This is a genomic window from Formosa sejongensis, assembly GCF_033447105.1.
GTDB lineage: Bacteria > Bacteroidota > Bacteroidia > Flavobacteriales > Flavobacteriaceae > Formosa.
This window is the reverse complement of sequence record NZ_JAWQUN010000004.1, coordinates 68,096-83,602: the sequence shown is the minus strand read 5'-3', so window position 1 is coordinate 83,602 and position 15,507 is coordinate 68,096. Positions and strand designations below refer to the sequence as shown.

The window sequence follows — 15,507 nt, the reverse complement described above, 5'->3', positions numbered from 1 at the left end:
ATAGTTTGCCCCAAAGCTTTTCGTAGGATTTTCTATTTTAAGTCCTTTTAAAAATTGAATTTAAGAGTTTTGTAATATCCTCAGACAAATTTAGATAGTAACAAATTCCGCCGAAAGTTATTCCTATAATTATGGATTTTAATCCGATATTTATGATAGGATGAAACGAAAAATCCCAGAAGAAAAACACCAAAGCAGTTATAACAATTAGAGCAGAGACTTTTAAAGTACTTTCTGAAAACGGTAGCATTCTAAACTTCCTATAGACAAACCAAATCTTAATCACATTATATAAAAACACAGAAATAAATGTGGCGTATGCAGCACCATTTAATCCATAATGTGGTATAAAATAAATATTAAGTAAGACTGAAATAAAAGCCAAAAACACACCCTGGATTAGTACAATTCTATAATAATCACTATTAAATAATATAGCGTTATTATTACCTAATAAGTTATCGAATACTTTTACCAAACCTATTAAATACACTACCAAAATACCATCACTAAATTGCTCAGGAATAAGCTTATATAATTCATTAATATTCAAAATTATTAAGAGATAAATGAAACCACTAATTATAAATAAATTTAAAGACGATTTCTTGTATAACTCCATTAGCCCTTCTTTATTCTTCTCATTTAAATATTTAGCCGTCAACGGATTTGTAATTTGATGCATGGATCTTGAGGGCACGCCAACCACAGAAGCGATATAAATAGCGACACTATAATAGGCTACATTTTCAAGAATATTATAGAAACCAATCATAAATTTATCAATCTCCAAAATAATGTTTGCAACAGAACCCGCAATTATTATTAACGACGTGTATTTTATAATGTCTGTAAGATTTGTAAGTCTAGAAAACTTAATCACAGGACGCTTAATACTAAAAGCATAAATCATCATAATACATGTTCTTATAACATAAACAAGAACAATATAATTGATAAGTTGATTTACAGAAATCAGATCCAAGTACAATAAAAACAGTAAAATCATGGTCCCTAACCTATGAAAGACTTCTTTCATAAAATTCCCAAAAACTGTTTGCATTTGCACTTTAGCCCAAGAATAATACACTTCGAAATAAGCGAAAACTATAGCCGATATATATATTAACCAAACATATTCTTTTACCAACTCATTGTCATTCGCTATCCAAGTGCTTATTGTATCGAAAGCAAGATAACCTATGGCTCCAAACGGAATGATTATCACTAGAGGTAAAAATAGAATTAAGGTTAAAAAAGTATTTTGAGAATGTCGTGTTCTAAATGTAGAATAAAATTTTATAATGGTATTATTAACACCAAACGCCATTAAAGGCATTAAAATATTTGCTGTAGATAATATAAAAGTAATTAAACCAAAATACTCATCGCTTAAAAAACGCGTAAATAAAAACAGGGTATTTATAGCTCCTAATCCAAACCCTAAATAGGTAACAATTGTGTTTTTTATAGATTGATTTAAGACGACTCCCATTACACTATTTTTGAAAGCGATTCGGTTAGCGATCGCCTACTATATTTTTGTAATCCTATAGGATGTGATTCTAAATTTCCATTTTGAAAAGCGTCGTAATATTTTAAAACATCTCGCTTTAAACCATTATAATCATTGTACAAAAAGTAGTGTCCTGTATTGGTTGTTTTTATTATAGTTTCTACATCAGAACCTTCTGGTCCAATCGCAATTATAGGTCTGTTGGATACCATATATTCAAATAATTTTCCTGGAATAATACATTTTGTATCCTCTGAATCAATTTCAATTAACAATAATAACTGCGATTGTTTTTGAAATTTAATAGCTTCTGAATGCGACACGTAACCAATATTATTAATATAATTACTTAAACCAAATTTCTCTAATGACTCAAGCACATCTTCACCAATACTTCCAATAATATTAAGCTGAAAATCTTGAGCAAACTCAGTTCTAGCGTTTATTAAATCGCTTAGTACACGCCATAGAACTTTAGGATTTCGCTTAGAAAGCAAAGACCCAATATGCGATAATGTAAACTTTTTATCTAATGTAATAGCCTCCGTTTTCACGGTATCATATCCATTAGTAATCACATGAATTGGTTTAGTTGTAATGGCTTCAAATTCTTTCTTTGTGGGATTACTTGTCACAATAATATCATCGGCCATATTTAAAACTTGCGATTCTAATCGCTTATGTTTTGCTTCTGAAGACGCTGTTAATTTTAGTTCTTTATGATAGCCTATTGTTGTCCACGGGTCTCGAAAATCTGCAATCCACTTTACACCTAAACACTCTTTTAATTTTAAACCAATAAGATGTACACTATGAGGCGGACCTGTTGTTATTACAGTATCAATATCATGTTTTGAAATATATTCACTTAAGAAAGATACCGAAGGCTTAACCCAAGATTTTCTAGCATCTGGAATAAAAAAATTTCCACGAACATAAAGCATCAAACGCTCCATCCTACTCTGCTTTGTCTTTTCTGAAATTATACCTTTACTTATAGTTGTTGCTTTATTTCCTGAAAGCAATTTTGCTAATTTATAGGGCTCACTAATAGGTGTTTTTAGAATGGTTAAGTCAGATGAAATATCTTCCATTAAACTTTCATCAATTAACGGGTAATTTGCATTTTCCGGAATATATACAATCGGATTTATATTAAATTCAGGTAAATATTTTACAAATTTTAGCCATCGTTGTACACCTGGTCCTCCCGCAGGTGGCCAATAATAGGTTACGATGAGCACATTTTTTTTCATTGTAAAACAAAAAATTAATTAAATAGTAAAAACTAATCTTCTGTTGAAGTTAACTTTTTAAATCCGAAAAACAAACCAATTAAAATTAAAACACCAAGTAACACCGAACTCGCTAAAGCAATTGTACTTCCCTTTTTAATTACAGCAGGTTCAAATTTAAATTCTATAACATGATTACCAGCTGGAACATCTAGACCACGTAATATATAATCAACACGTTCATGAGGTACTAAAGTACCATCAATATAAGCATTCCAACCATCGGAATAATATATTTCTGAAAATACTGCAAAACCGTCTTGTAAGTTATTTGATTTATATTTTATGTAATTAGGTTTGTAATTTATAACCTGAATTGACGCTGTAGAATCTACAACATTCGTTGTATTTTTTATAGCTTTTGATGTTGAAACGGCAATATGACTCGTATTTAAACTATCTAATTTACTAATTTCCTGATTCGCAGATTCAACGATTTCTACACGGTTTACAAACCAAGCATTTCCATTCGCATCTGTATTTTCGTAAGGAAACAATTTACCATCTTCATTTTGTGCAATAATATATTTCGTATTCAACATATTCAATACGTTAATATTATTTTTAGAAATATAAAAGTCAAAAACTTCATTATATCTTCCCAATTTGGCAGCGTGATATCCATTTAATGAATTATGAAAATACGATGCTCTTGCAGCCCCCGAAGACACATCGAAAACTCTAAAATGTGTTGTGTCCTTTAAAATTTGTAAGTCTGCAGCATTCGCTTGAAAAGGTCTATTGATTTGCATTGCAGATTTAAAATCATCACTATTTACATAACGCTTATCAACTCCTATTAAATCAAATAAAATAAGTGCAGCAAAACACACAATCACCAATGTTTCTGAAAACTTTTTCTTCAAAAACATAAAAACAACGCTGGCCGATAACAATACAAAAATTAAAGTTCTTAAAGTATCTTGTGTAAATATTGAGGCACGGTCTGCACGAATGGCATCAATAAATTCCGGCCCGTAATTTTGGGCATAGTAGCCATCATTTCCACCAACAAAATCAAATAATGTCGATTTGGTTAACAATATTAAAACAGCTAATCCCGCAGTAATCCCAACCGAATATTTTAAAGCTTTTAGTTTTTCATCATTAGTTTCAGAAGGTTTAAAGAGTTCTACCAATCCAAAAATTCCTAAAATCGGAATACATAGTTCCAAGATAACTTGAATAGAACTTACAGCTCTAAACTTATTATACATAGGTACATAATCGATAAAGAAATCTGTTAATATCCCAAAATGTTTTCCGAAGGATAATAATAACGAAAAGACTGTTCCTCCAACTAACCACCATTTTAAACGTCCCTTTAAAAGGAATAATCCCAATACAAAAAGGAATAAAATAACGGCTCCAACATAAGCTGGTGCTTCAACAATGGGCTGAATCCCCCAATATGTTGGTGTTTGCTTAGCAGCTTCTCTAGCTTGTAGAGGTGTTGCACCTCGTTTTAAATTAAACTGATAATACTCAGAATCAGTTCCTACATCTTCGTGACTTCCACCACCAAAAATTCTTGGAATAAAAAGGTTTAAAGCTTCTAATTTTCCGTAGCTATATTCGGTAATATAAGATTTATCTAACCCGGTAGAAACGTCTTTAGGAGAACCATCGGCATTAATGGTTAATTCGCTTTGGCCACGTGTACTTTCTTTTACATATTCTTGAGTTGCTAAAATGTTTGTCGCATTTAATCCTATTGCTAGAATAACAGCAACTAGTAAAATACCAACAGCTTTAAAAAACTCTGGTAATTCTTTTTTCTGATAAGCATCAACCAAATAAGCGATTCCTAAAATTAACACCAAAAGCATTAAGTAATAGGTCATCTGGTAATGGTTTGCGACCAGCTCAAGTCCCATCGCGACTGTTGTTAATAAAAATCCTACTATATATTTACGCTGAAAAGTGAGTAGAATTCCGCTTAAAACTAAAGGCATATACGCAATAGCATGCGCTTTACTATTATGGCCAACGCCAAGAATAATTATTAAATACGTAGAAAATCCAAAAGCTAAGGCACCTAAAGCAGCGAGTTTAAAATCGACTTTTAAAGTGAGTAAAAGGATGTAGAATCCTATGAAGTATAGAAATAGATAATCGGCTGGTCGTGGTAAAAACCGAATTATTAAATCTAATTCCTTAATATAATTATGAGGATATTTTGCGCCTAACTGATATGTTGGCATCCCACCAAAAGCACTATTAGTCCAATAGGTTTCTTCTCCTGTTTGGGTTTTAAAATCCTTTTGTTGTTTAGACATCCCAATATAATGCATGATGTCGCTCTGAAAAATTTCTTTTCCTTTCAAAACTGGACTAAAATAGGCTAATGAAATAATTACAAAACCTATAAATACTAATAAATGGGGTAGAAATCTTTTAATTGAAAATGACATGAATATGTGTTAATCTATGATCCCGAAAATTAATCAATTTCTTCGTAATCTACATATTCACCTACATTTTTATTTGAAGTTTCTTGTTTAGGGATTTTATCTATAACAACTTCCCCTTCTGGTGGAGCTTGTTGTCGTTTTTGTTGATTAGGATTGAATTGAGAACCAAATTTTTCTTCGGCTTTTTTTACAAAAAACTGCATAATAAAAGGTGCAAATAATCTTAAAAGAATCTTGCCACCAAACCAAATCAGTAAAATTATTAATATCGTTCTCATTAAACCTGTCGCCGAGGCGTATTGAAGCATAATTATTATTTTAGACAAAAATACAATTCTTATATTTTAAAATGAATTGTAAATTGATAAAAAAAATATAAAATCTCTATATTTGGAGGCTAAGACCACAAAGTACTTAACCTATGAAAACCTATTTAGCCTTAATTATATGCACCATACCTGTTTTTGTCTTCGGACAATATACAGAAGTTATTAATTCTAACAGACCCGGTGTCTCCCAAAGTGCTTATTCAGTAGGGGTAAATGTAATACAATTAGAGGCTGGACCTTATTATATTAAAGAAGAACATGCTTTATATGATTACGATGTTAAAGGTGGTGGTGTTGATTTTGCAGTCCGGTATGGCTTGTTATGGGAACCTTTAGAAATTATGGTTGATGGAACTTTTCAAGCTGACACATACACTAAATACACTCCAACAGAATATGATTATAGCCGTTCTAATTTTAAAAACTTATCTGTAGGTGCAAAATATTTAATATACGATCCAAATAAAAATGCTGGAGAAGATAAACCTAACCTTTACAACTGGAAAGCTAACCACAAAATTAAATGGAGTCGATTTATACCTGCTGTTTCTATCTATGCTGGAGCTAATTATGACACAGAACTAAATGCATATACGCCTTTAGGTATAGAAGGGTTTAGTCCAAAAGTAGTCCTTATTACACAACAAAATTTTGCAAGCGGATGGGTGTTTGTCATGAACTTAGCTAAAAGCAGAATAGGGTTGAAAGACAGTAATGATTTAGATGCTTCAGATTTTCAATATATCTTTACCTTAACACATGGTTTCAGTGAAAAATGGGTGGCTTTTGGAGAGTATCAGGGTATTAAAAGTAATTTCTATGCAGATGATTTATTCCGTTTAGGTGGTGCTTATTTATTGAACAAAAATTTACAATTAGATACTGCTGTTACTTTTAATGTAAAAGACACACCTACTGTTTTAAGTTTTAATTTTGGAGCCTCATACCGTATGGATTTACATAAAGACAAAGAAGTTGAAGGATCTAAAGGCACCTCTGCTAAAGAAGAAGCAGAAAGAAGAGACAGTAACGATTATTACAAGTTTGGTGAAGATGAAAAAGAAGGATCTGCGCCAACAGAATATAAAATGAATGATTAAATTTTATTACTGCAATATATTTTTAAGCAGCATTTTTTGACTACCGAAATAACCTAACAAATAATTGAATTCTTAGAAATCAATACATGATTACAATACAAGAAGTACTAACAAAAAAAGAACTTAAGGCTTTTGTAAAATTCCCTTTCGAACTCTATAAAGGCTCTCCATATTGGGTTCCACCTATTATTTCCCAAGAAATGGAAGTTTTTAATAAAGCTAAAAATCCCATCTTTATTGATGCTGATGCTAATTTATTTGTTGCTCTTAAAAACGATAAAATTGTAGGTAGAATTGCTGTAATCATTAACCAATTGGATCTTAAACAATCTCATAACAAAGTCCGATTTGGATGGTTCGATGTTATAGATGATATTGAAGTTACGAAAGCATTAATTAGTAAAGTTAACGAAATAGGCAAACTAAATAATTTGGAATATATGGAAGGCCCAATTGGTTTTTCTAATCTTGATAAAGTTGGTGTTTTAACAGAAGGTTACGACCATATAGGCTCTATGATTACGTGGTACAACTATCCGTATTATGTAGACCATCTTGTAAAATCAGGCATGGTTCAAGAAAAGGAGTATCAGGAAAACAAGTTCCCTTTTTCTCATGTAAAACCTGAGTTCTTTAATAGAGTAAATAATTTAGTAAAAGAACGATATGGTTTACGCCCTTTAAATTTTACTAAAACAAAGGATTTAATGCCGTACGTAGACCAAATGTTTGATCTTTTTAATAGGAGTTATGTAGAATTGGCGTCTTTTGTTGAAATTACAGATATACAGATTGAATACTTTAAGAAAAAATTCATCTCGTTTATTAATCCCGAATTCATAAAATTTGTAATGGATGAAGATGATAATATGGTTGCATTTGCAGTTGTAATGCCTTCATTTGCGGAAGCACTGCAAAAAGCAAACGGAAAACTTTTCCCTTTTGGATTTATACATTTATTAAAAGCTAAGAAAAATTGTGAAACTGTGTCTTTCTATTTAATTGGAGTGGATCCTAAGTATAAAAACAAAGGTGTAACAGCAATCATTTTTAATGAATATTACAAATCTTTAAAACGTATAGGTGTTAAAAATTGTATTCGCACACCAGAGTTAGAAGAAAACTATGCTTCTCACCAGATTTGGAAACATTTTGAAGCTGAAATTTTTAAGCGCAGAAAAACATATCGTAAAAATTTAGAATAATTATAAAACCAAAAAATCCGAAAACTTAAAAATTTCGGATTTTTTTATTTGTAATAAACAATTTCCCCTATTCCATTGCAGCAGCAACAGAAGCAGATAAACGTTTATAAGTTCCATTTTCTAATCGTGTACGAATGGCTTCAAAAGCATCTAAAGTTTCATTTACATCTTGAATGTCGTGAGTAGCTGTAGGAATTAATCTCAATAAAATTAATCCTTTAGGAATTACAGGATAAACAACAATAGAACAGAAAATTCCGTAGTTTTCACGTAAATCCTTTACTAAAGCCATTGCTTCAGGAATACTTCCTTTTAGATATACAGGTGTTACACAACTCTGAGTTGTACCAATATCAAAACCACGAGATTTTAATCCTGATTGTAAAGCATTTGTGTTTTCCCATAGTTTTTCTTTAAGTTCAGGCATGGTTTTAAGCATTTCTAAACGTTTTAAAGCACCTGCTACCAATTGCATTTGCAATGATTTAGCAAACATTTGAGAACGTAAATTATATTTTAAATAATCAATAATTTCTTGATCTGCAGCAATAAAAGCACCAGTACTTGCTAAAGATTTAGCAAATGTTGCAAAATAAACATCAATACCATCTTGCACACCTTGCTCCTCACCTGCTCCAGCACCAGTTTTACCTAATGTACCAAAACCATGAGCATCATCAACTAAAAATCTAAAGTTATACTTCTCTTTTAAAGCAACAATTTCTTTTAATCGACCTTGTTCTCCACGCATACCAAAAACACCTTCAGAGATCACTAAAATCCCACCTCCAGTATGTTCAGCCATTTTTGTAGCACGCTCAAGATTTTTTTCTAAACTTTCAATATCGTTGTGCTTATAAGTAAAACGTTTCCCCATATGCAAACGAACACCATCTATAATACACGCATGTGCATCTACATCGTATACAATAATATCGTCTTTAGAAACCAAAGCGTCTATGGTAGATACCATACCTTGATATCCAAAGTTTAATAAATAAGCAGCTTCTTTACTAACAAATTCAGCTAATTCCTTCTGTAATTTTTCATGAAGATCTGTGTGCCCCGACATCATTCTTGCTCCCATAGGATAAGCCGAACCGTAAGCGATTCCAGCTTCTGCATCTGCTTTTCTTACTTCAGGATGATTTGCCAACCCCAAGTAATCATTTATACTCCAGGTGATTACATCTTTACCTTGGAATTTCATCCTATTAGATATTTCTCCTTCAATTTTTGGAAATACAAAATATCCTTCTGCTTGAGATGCCCATTTTCCTAAAGGCCCCTTATCCTTGTATATTTTTTCAAATAAATCTTTCATGTAAGCTACTAATCTAAATTTTGGTGCAAAAATAACTATTTATGCTATTATGGCATAATAAATTCACAACCTGTTGTTAACAAACTTAATAACAAAGCACAATGTCTATTAGAAATTGTGCTTTGTTATTACTATTTTATGTATTGAATATTCTGAACGGTTTCAACATTAACACTGTCAAAAAAACCTTGTTCACTCATCCACTTATCACTATAAATTTTACTCATATATCGCGAACCGTGATCCGGAAATATAACGACTATAATATCATTTTTAGAAAATCTATTCTCTTTTCCTAATTGTAATATAGCTTGCATTGCAGCTCCAGAAGTATACCCTACAAAAATGCCTTCTGTTTTAGCTATATTTCTTGCTGTATGTGCACTCTCTTCGTCGGTTACTTTTACAAACTCGTCTATAATATCGAAATCTGTGGCTGTAGGAATCAGATTTTTTCCTAATCCTTCTATACGATATGGATAAATTTCTTTTTCGTCAAATACTTTAGTTTCATGGTATTTTTTTAATACGGAACCAAAAGCATCTACTCCTATGATTTGAATATTTGGGTTTTGTTCTTTTAAATATTTTGCAGTACCAGAAATTGTTCCTCCTGTCCCACTACAAGCTACTAAATGTGTAATCTTACCTTCTGTTTGTTTCCAAATTTCTGGCCCTGTAGATTGGTAATGCGCATCAATATTTAATTGGTTAAAATATTGATTAATATATACCGATCCTTTTATTTCATCGTGTAATCTTTTGGCAACTTCGTAATACGATCTTGGGTCGTCTGCTCTTACGTTTGCTGGACAAACATAAACTTTAGCTCCCATAGTTCTAAGCATATCAATTTTATCTGCCGAAGATTTAGAACTTACCGCTAAAACACAATCGTATCCTTTAATTATACTAACCATAGCAATACTAAATCCAGTATTACCAGAAGTTGTTTCAATAATGGTATCTCCTGGTTTTAAAAGCCCTTGCTTTTCGGCTTGTTCTATAATATATAATGCAATTCTATCTTTTGAGGAATGTCCGGGATTAAAGGCTTCTACTTTTGCGTAAAAATCGCCATTAAATTGAGAAGTAATTCTATTTAGTTTAATTAATGGAGTATTTCCAACTAAATCTAGTACGTTATCAAAAACTTGATTTTTGTGTTCCATAAATTCTATTTAAAAGCTACTTTCTATTAATTAAAATAACTAAAACCTGACAAAACTAAGCATTTTTTTTTACTTAAGAGGTAATTCCTTCTAATTCCAAAAGAAACACATACTCCAATGCAACTTCTTTTAAACTTTCAAATCGCCCTGAAGCACCTCCATGCCCTGCATCCATATCTATTTGAAATAACAAAATATTGGAGTCGGTTTTAACGTCTCTTAATTTAGCTACCCATTTTGCAGGCTCCCAATATTGTACTTGAGAATCGTGTAATCCGGTTGTAACTAACATATTTGGATATGCTCTAACTTCAACGTTATCATATGGTGAATATGATTTCATATAATGGTAATAGGTTTCTTCATTCGGATTTCCCCATTCGTCGTATTCTCCTGTTGTTAACGGAATGGTATCGTCTAACATTGTCGTTACAACATCTACAAAAGGTACTGCTGCAAGTATACCATTATACAATTCCGGATTCATATTAATAATTGCTCCCATTAATAATCCTCCAGCAGAACCACCATAGGCGTACATATGCGCTGCAGACGTATAATTTTGGTTTATAAGATGTTTTGTACAGTCTATAAAATCGTAAAACGTGTTTAATTTGGTTAGTAATTTTCCGTTTTCGTACCAATCTCTACCTAGATATTCTCCGCCTCTAATATGTGCAATAGCATATATAAAACCACGGTCTAGAAGACTTAATCGAATGGTAGAAAAATAAGGATCGATTGTAGATCCGTAAGAACCATATGCATGAAGTAATAACGGATTATTACCATCCATTTCTAATCCTTTTTTATAGACTAAAGACACAGGCACTTTAACGCCATCGCGAGCTGTTGCCCAAACACGTTTAGATGTATAATCATCTTTATTAAATGTTTCGCCTAAAACCTCTTGTTCTTTCTTTACAACTTTAGTTTTCGTCTTAAAATTATAATCTATAACAGAACTTGGCGTTGTTAAAGCGTTATAACTATATCGTAAAACATCACTATCAAAATCGGGGTTGTTTCCTGTGTTTGCAGTATAGGTTTCACTTTCAAATGGCAGATAATAATCTTCTGTGCCATCCCAACTAATAATTCTAATATTATTTAATCCGTTTTCGCGTTCGCTAACAACAAGATAATCCTTAAAAATTTCGATATCTTCTAAAAGCACCTCTTTACGATGCGGTAAAACCTCCTTCCAAAATGCTATTCCGGTTTGAGTTTCATTCGTTTTTGAAAGTTTGAAATTCTTAGCACCGTCAGCATTCGATATTATATAAAAACTGTCTTTATAATGTGCAATTGCATAATCTAGTTCTCGAATACGTTCCTGAAATATTTTAAACTCTTCGTCTGGAGTATCTGCATTTACAAATCTATATTCTGAAGTTAATGTACTTGCAGAACCTATAACTATAAATTTATCTGATTTTGTCTTATATACAAAAGTATTATAGGTTTCATCTATTTCATGAAACACCTCTTCATCTTCTATTTTTGCATGTAATTTATGCTTGTAAACCTTATCCGATCGTAATGTTACTTCGTCTTTTCTTGTGTAAAAAATAGTCTTATTATCGTTTGCCCAAGTTGCACTTCCTGTAGTATTTAGAATTTGATCTTCGTAAATCTCACCCGTAATTAGATTTTTAATTTTAAGCGTGTATTGCCTTCTACTTACCGTATCTATAGAAAAAGCTACCAACGTATTATCTTCGCTTATAGAAATACCTCCCAATTTAAAATACGTAAAATCTTTAGCCATTTCGTTACAATCAAAAAGGATATCTTCTTCTGCATCTAAAGTATCTTTCTTTCGTGTATAAATAGGGTAATCTCTACCTTTTTCATAACGTGTAATATACCAATATCCGTTAAGTTTATATGGTAGTGACTCATCATCTTCCTTAATTCTTGACTTCATTTCTTCAAACAAATCCTTCTGAAATTGTTCTGTATGAGCCATTTTATGCTTAGTATAATCATTTTCAGCATTCAAATACGAGATAACATCTTCATTTTCTCTGTCGTTTAACCAAAAATAATTATCAATTCTCACATCGTTATGAGCTATTAGTTTTTCTGGAATTTTTTTGGCTATTGGTGGTTGAATATCTTTTTTCAAATGCTTTTTAATTTATTCTTAATTTAACCTTCAAAAATATAAAAATTAAATAATTTTGTACTGAATTTTAAAATATTAAAAATATGTTTGGAGATCTTATGGGAATGATGGGTAAATTAAAAGAAACCCAGCAAAAAGTTGAAGAAACTAAAAAGCGATTAAACTCCGTTTTAATTGATGAGCAGAGCAATGATGGGAAATTAAAAATCACCCTAACCGCCAATAGAGAAATCAAATCGATCCAGGTAGACGACACTTTACTTGAAGATAAAGAGCAACTTGAAGATTATTTAATTTTAACATTAAACAAAGCTATAGAAAAAGCAACTGCGGTAAACGAAGCAGAATTAGCAGCTGTAGCAAAAGACGGTATGCCAGATATTCCAGGAATGGATATGTTTAAATAAAACGTAAACGCACAAAAAAAGGAAGCTAAAATTTAGCTTCCTTTTTTATTATATATTGTATTTAAGAATTAAAGCGCTTCTCTTTTCGCTTTCTTTTCTTCTTTCATTTCTTTAAAACGTTCTAATAAAGAACCACCTATCCAAAAAGGAACGACAAAAGTTAATAAAAAAATCATTAACCAAAACCCGATAGTTAAGATGGTTAAAAAAGCTAAAAAGCCTAAATATTGGTCGAATTCGAACATAATTGGTGTGTGTCTATATTATAATAATTACAAATATATATTAAATGCTGTTTTTATACAATAGGAATTTTATATAATTCTAAAAAAAATTCAAATTATTTTAAATCCGGTTGTGGCGTCATTCTTAAATAAGGTTTAATTTCCTTATATCCTTTCGGAAAAATAGCATCAATATCTTTACTTTCTATGCTTGGCGACACAACACAATCGTCTCCACTTTTCCAGTTTGCAGGAGTAGCAACTTTATGATACGCTGTTAATTGAAGTGAATCGATAACACGTAAAAGCTCGTCAAAATTACGCCCAGTTGATGCTGGATACGTAATAATAAGTTTTACTTTTTTATCAGGATCGATTACAAATACCGAACGCACAGTTAATTTATTATTTGCATTTGGATGAATCATATCGTATAATTCTGAAACTTTACGATCATCATCTGCAATAATAGGGAAGTTAACAGTTGTGTTTTGTGTTTCATTAATATCCTTAATCCAACCTTTATGCGAATCTAATCCATCTACACTTAATGCTACAACTTTAACATTACGCTTATCAAATTCTTCTTTATATTTTGCGACTGTTCCTAATTCAGTTGTACACACTGGAGTATAATCTGCAGGGTGAGAAAATAAAATTCCCCAGCTATCCCCTAGCCATTCGTGAAAATTAATTTCACCTTCTGTTGATTTTGCAGTGAAATTTGGTGTTTCGTCTCCTAATCTTATTGTTGCCATAATATATTAAAATTTAGTGATTAATAAATGTCTACTAATTTAATAGGTTTATAGGAGATATTCAACTAACGTATCTTAAGTTTATCTTAAATCTTTGTTATAAAAATTATACGCTATAAGAATAAAAATGAAGTTCAAAATCGTTAAATTTGTTACTCATTAAATTAAATTAAAAAATGGACTATCGTATAGAAAAAGACACCATGGGCGAAGTAAAAGTGCCCGCAGATAAACTTTGGGGTGCACAAACAGAACGTTCTCGAAATAATTTCAAAATTGGTGCTCCGGCTTCAATGCCATTAGAAATTGTTTATGGATTTGCTTATTTGAAAAAAGCTGCGGCGTATTCAAATTGTGAATTAGGTGTACTTTCAGTTGAAAAACGTGATTTAATAGCACAAGTTTGCGATGAAATTTTAGAAGGAAAGCACGACAATCAGTTTCCTTTAGTTGTTTGGCAAACAGGTTCTGGGACACAAAGTAACATGAACGCTAACGAAGTTATTGCAAACAGAGCACATCAGCTTGCTGGTAAAGTTATTGGTGAAGGAGAAAAAACAATCCAACCAAACGACGATGTAAACAAATCTCAATCGTCTAACGACACCTTCCCTACTGGAATGCATATTGCAGCTTACAAAAAGGTTGTAGAAAACACTATTCCTAGCGTGACTCAACTACGCGATACTCTTAAAAAGAAAACTGAAGAATTTAAAAACGTTGTTAAAATTGGACGTACGCATTTAATGGATGCTACACCCTTAACTTTAGGACAAGAATTCTCTGGTTATGTATCTCAATTAGACCACGGTTTAAGAGCTTTAAATAACACTTTACCACATTTAAGCGAATTGGCTTTAGGAGGAACTGCTGTGGGTACAGGTATGAATACACCAAAAGGTTATTCTGAAAATGTAGCAGAATATATTGCAGAATTTACTGGTCTTCCTTTTATAACTGCCGAAAATAAATTTGAAGCCTTAGCTGCTCATGATGCAATTGTAGAATCTCATGGTGCTTTAAAACAATTAGCAGTGTCTTTAAACAAGATTGCTAACGATGTTAGAATGATGGCTTCAGGACCAAGAAGTGGAATTGGAGAAATTATTATTCCTGCTAACGAACCTGGAAGTTCTATAATGCCTGGAAAAGTGAATCCTACACAATGTGAAGCTTTAACTATGGTTTGTGCTCAAGTTATTGGAAACGATGTTGCGATTTCGATTGCTGGAACACAAGGACATTACGAGCTTAACGTATTTAAACCTATTATGGCTTTAAATTTCTTACAATCGGCTCAATTATTAGGAGATGCTTGTGTAAGTTTCGATATTCACTGTGCTTCTGGTATAGAACCTAATCATTCGAAAATTAATGAATTATTAAACAATTCATTAATGCTTGTTACTGCTTTAAATACAAAAATAGGATATTATAAATCTGCTGAAATTGCAAATACAGCTCATAAAAACGGTACTACACTTAAAGTAGAAGCTGTGAATTTAGGATATGTTACTGCCGAAGAATATGACGAATGGGTAAAACCAGAAGACATGATTGGAACTTTATAATAATTCCTTTTATAACTGATATTAAAAATCCCTTGTGATATATTTTACAAGGGATTTTTAT

Annotated in this window: 13 protein-coding genes; 4 read left to right on the top strand and 9 right to left on the bottom strand. The window is 31.7% G+C overall.

Going from position 1 to position 15,507, the window contains the following annotated elements; genetic code table 11:
* Positions 1 to 37 precede the first annotated feature (37 nt).
* From R6X41_RS06065 to R6X41_RS06050, 4 genes are read right to left on the bottom strand one after another with little or no spacing between them, the layout of a single operon-like run.
* Positions 38 to 1,495 carry a lipopolysaccharide biosynthesis protein gene (locus R6X41_RS06065; protein WP_318498407.1) on the bottom strand — a complete coding sequence of 486 codons (1,458 nt, stop codon included), beginning with the start codon at positions 1,493 to 1,495 and terminating at the stop codon, positions 38 to 40.
* Positions 1,495 to 2,772, bottom strand: coding sequence for a glycosyltransferase family 4 protein (locus R6X41_RS06060; RefSeq protein WP_318498405.1), 1,278 nt, complete (start codon positions 2,770 to 2,772; stop codon positions 1,495 to 1,497). The genes R6X41_RS06065 and R6X41_RS06060 overlap by 1 nt, the downstream gene beginning before the upstream one ends.
* A 32-nt stretch (positions 2,773 to 2,804) precedes the next feature.
* Positions 2,805 to 5,225 (bottom strand): YfhO family protein, encoded by a 2,421-nt coding sequence (locus R6X41_RS06055; RefSeq protein WP_318498403.1) that lies wholly within the window; start codon positions 5,223 to 5,225, stop codon positions 2,805 to 2,807.
* Between the two features lie 29 nt (positions 5,226 to 5,254).
* Positions 5,255 to 5,533: a DUF4834 family protein gene (locus R6X41_RS06050; RefSeq protein WP_318498401.1), complete on the bottom strand. Its 279-nt coding sequence runs from the start codon at positions 5,531 to 5,533 to the stop codon at positions 5,255 to 5,257.
* A gap of 113 nt (positions 5,534 to 5,646) precedes the next feature.
* On the opposite strand from R6X41_RS06050, the gene R6X41_RS06045 reads away from it, so the two are divergent.
* Together R6X41_RS06045 and R6X41_RS06040 are read left to right on the top strand one after the other, a co-directional pair.
* Complete coding sequence (locus tag R6X41_RS06045) at positions 5,647 to 6,654, top strand: transporter (protein WP_318498400.1); 1,008 nt, start codon at positions 5,647 to 5,649, stop codon at positions 6,652 to 6,654.
* An 86-nt stretch (positions 6,655 to 6,740) separates the two neighbouring features.
* Positions 6,741 to 7,859 (top strand): GTP cyclohydrolase, encoded by a 1,119-nt coding sequence (locus R6X41_RS06040; RefSeq protein WP_318498398.1) that lies wholly within the window; start codon positions 6,741 to 6,743, stop codon positions 7,857 to 7,859.
* Positions 7,860 to 7,926: 67 nt separating this feature from the next.
* Here R6X41_RS06040 and capB read toward each other — a convergent pair whose 3' ends face one another.
* From capB to R6X41_RS06025, 3 genes are all read right to left on the bottom strand, one after another.
* Positions 7,927 to 9,183, bottom strand: a complete 1,257-nt coding sequence (capB, locus tag R6X41_RS06035) for a cysteate-C-fatty acyltransferase (protein ID WP_318498396.1) — start codon at positions 9,181 to 9,183, stop codon at positions 7,927 to 7,929.
* Positions 9,184 to 9,314: 131 nt separating this feature from the next.
* Positions 9,315 to 10,355 carry a cysteate synthase gene (gene capA, locus R6X41_RS06030; protein WP_318498394.1) on the bottom strand — a complete coding sequence of 347 codons (1,041 nt, stop codon included), beginning with the start codon at positions 10,353 to 10,355 and terminating at the stop codon, positions 9,315 to 9,317.
* Positions 10,356 to 10,428: 73 nt separating this feature from the next.
* Positions 10,429 to 12,486 (bottom strand): S9 family peptidase, encoded by a 2,058-nt coding sequence (locus tag R6X41_RS06025; protein WP_318498392.1) that lies wholly within the window; start codon positions 12,484 to 12,486, stop codon positions 10,429 to 10,431.
* A gap of 83 nt (positions 12,487 to 12,569) precedes the next feature.
* Between R6X41_RS06025 and R6X41_RS06020 the strand changes: the two genes are divergently transcribed.
* Positions 12,570 to 12,893: a YbaB/EbfC family nucleoid-associated protein gene (locus tag R6X41_RS06020; protein WP_318498390.1), complete on the top strand. Its 324-nt coding sequence runs from the start codon at positions 12,570 to 12,572 to the stop codon at positions 12,891 to 12,893.
* A gap of 68 nt (positions 12,894 to 12,961) precedes the next feature.
* On the opposite strand, the gene R6X41_RS06015 is transcribed toward R6X41_RS06020, so the two are convergent.
* Complete coding sequence (locus R6X41_RS06015) at positions 12,962 to 13,138, bottom strand: hypothetical protein (protein ID WP_318498389.1); 177 nt, start codon at positions 13,136 to 13,138, stop codon at positions 12,962 to 12,964.
* A gap of 95 nt (positions 13,139 to 13,233) precedes the next feature.
* A complete protein-coding gene (locus R6X41_RS06010) occupies positions 13,234 to 13,875 on the bottom strand; it encodes a peroxiredoxin (RefSeq protein ID WP_318498388.1) in 642 nt (213 codons plus the stop codon).
* Positions 13,876 to 14,051: 176 nt separating this feature from the next.
* On the opposite strand from R6X41_RS06010, the gene fumC reads away from it, so the two are divergent.
* A complete protein-coding gene (fumC, locus tag R6X41_RS06005; protein WP_318498386.1) occupies positions 14,052 to 15,446 on the top strand; it encodes a class II fumarate hydratase in 1,395 nt (464 codons plus the stop codon).
* Positions 15,447 to 15,507: the final 61 nt, after the last annotated feature.

Coding starts and splice junctions, on each gene's coding strand:
- R6X41_RS06065 (WP_318498407.1), bottom strand. CDS start 1,495: ATGGGAGTCGTCTTAAATCAATCTATAAAAAACACAATTGTTACCTAT.
- R6X41_RS06060 (WP_318498405.1), bottom strand. CDS start 2,772: ATGAAAAAAAATGTGCTCATCGTAACCTATTATTGGCCACCTGCGGGA.
- R6X41_RS06055 (WP_318498403.1), bottom strand. CDS start 5,225: ATGTCATTTTCAATTAAAAGATTTCTACCCCATTTATTAGTATTTATA.
- R6X41_RS06050 (WP_318498401.1), bottom strand. CDS start 5,533: ATGCTTCAATACGCCTCGGCGACAGGTTTAATGAGAACGATATTAATA.
- R6X41_RS06045 (WP_318498400.1), top strand. CDS start 5,647: ATGAAAACCTATTTAGCCTTAATTATATGCACCATACCTGTTTTTGTC.
- R6X41_RS06040 (WP_318498398.1), top strand. CDS start 6,741: ATGATTACAATACAAGAAGTACTAACAAAAAAAGAACTTAAGGCTTTT.
- capB (WP_318498396.1), bottom strand. CDS start 9,183: ATGAAAGATTTATTTGAAAAAATATACAAGGATAAGGGGCCTTTAGGA.
- capA (WP_318498394.1), bottom strand. CDS start 10,355: ATGGAACACAAAAATCAAGTTTTTGATAACGTACTAGATTTAGTTGGA.
- R6X41_RS06020 (WP_318498390.1), top strand. CDS start 12,570: ATGTTTGGAGATCTTATGGGAATGATGGGTAAATTAAAAGAAACCCAG.
- R6X41_RS06015 (WP_318498389.1), bottom strand. CDS start 13,138: ATGTTCGAATTCGACCAATATTTAGGCTTTTTAGCTTTTTTAACCATC.
- R6X41_RS06010 (WP_318498388.1), bottom strand. CDS start 13,875: ATGGCAACAATAAGATTAGGAGACGAAACACCAAATTTCACTGCAAAA.
- fumC (WP_318498386.1), top strand. CDS start 14,052: ATGGACTATCGTATAGAAAAAGACACCATGGGCGAAGTAAAAGTGCCC.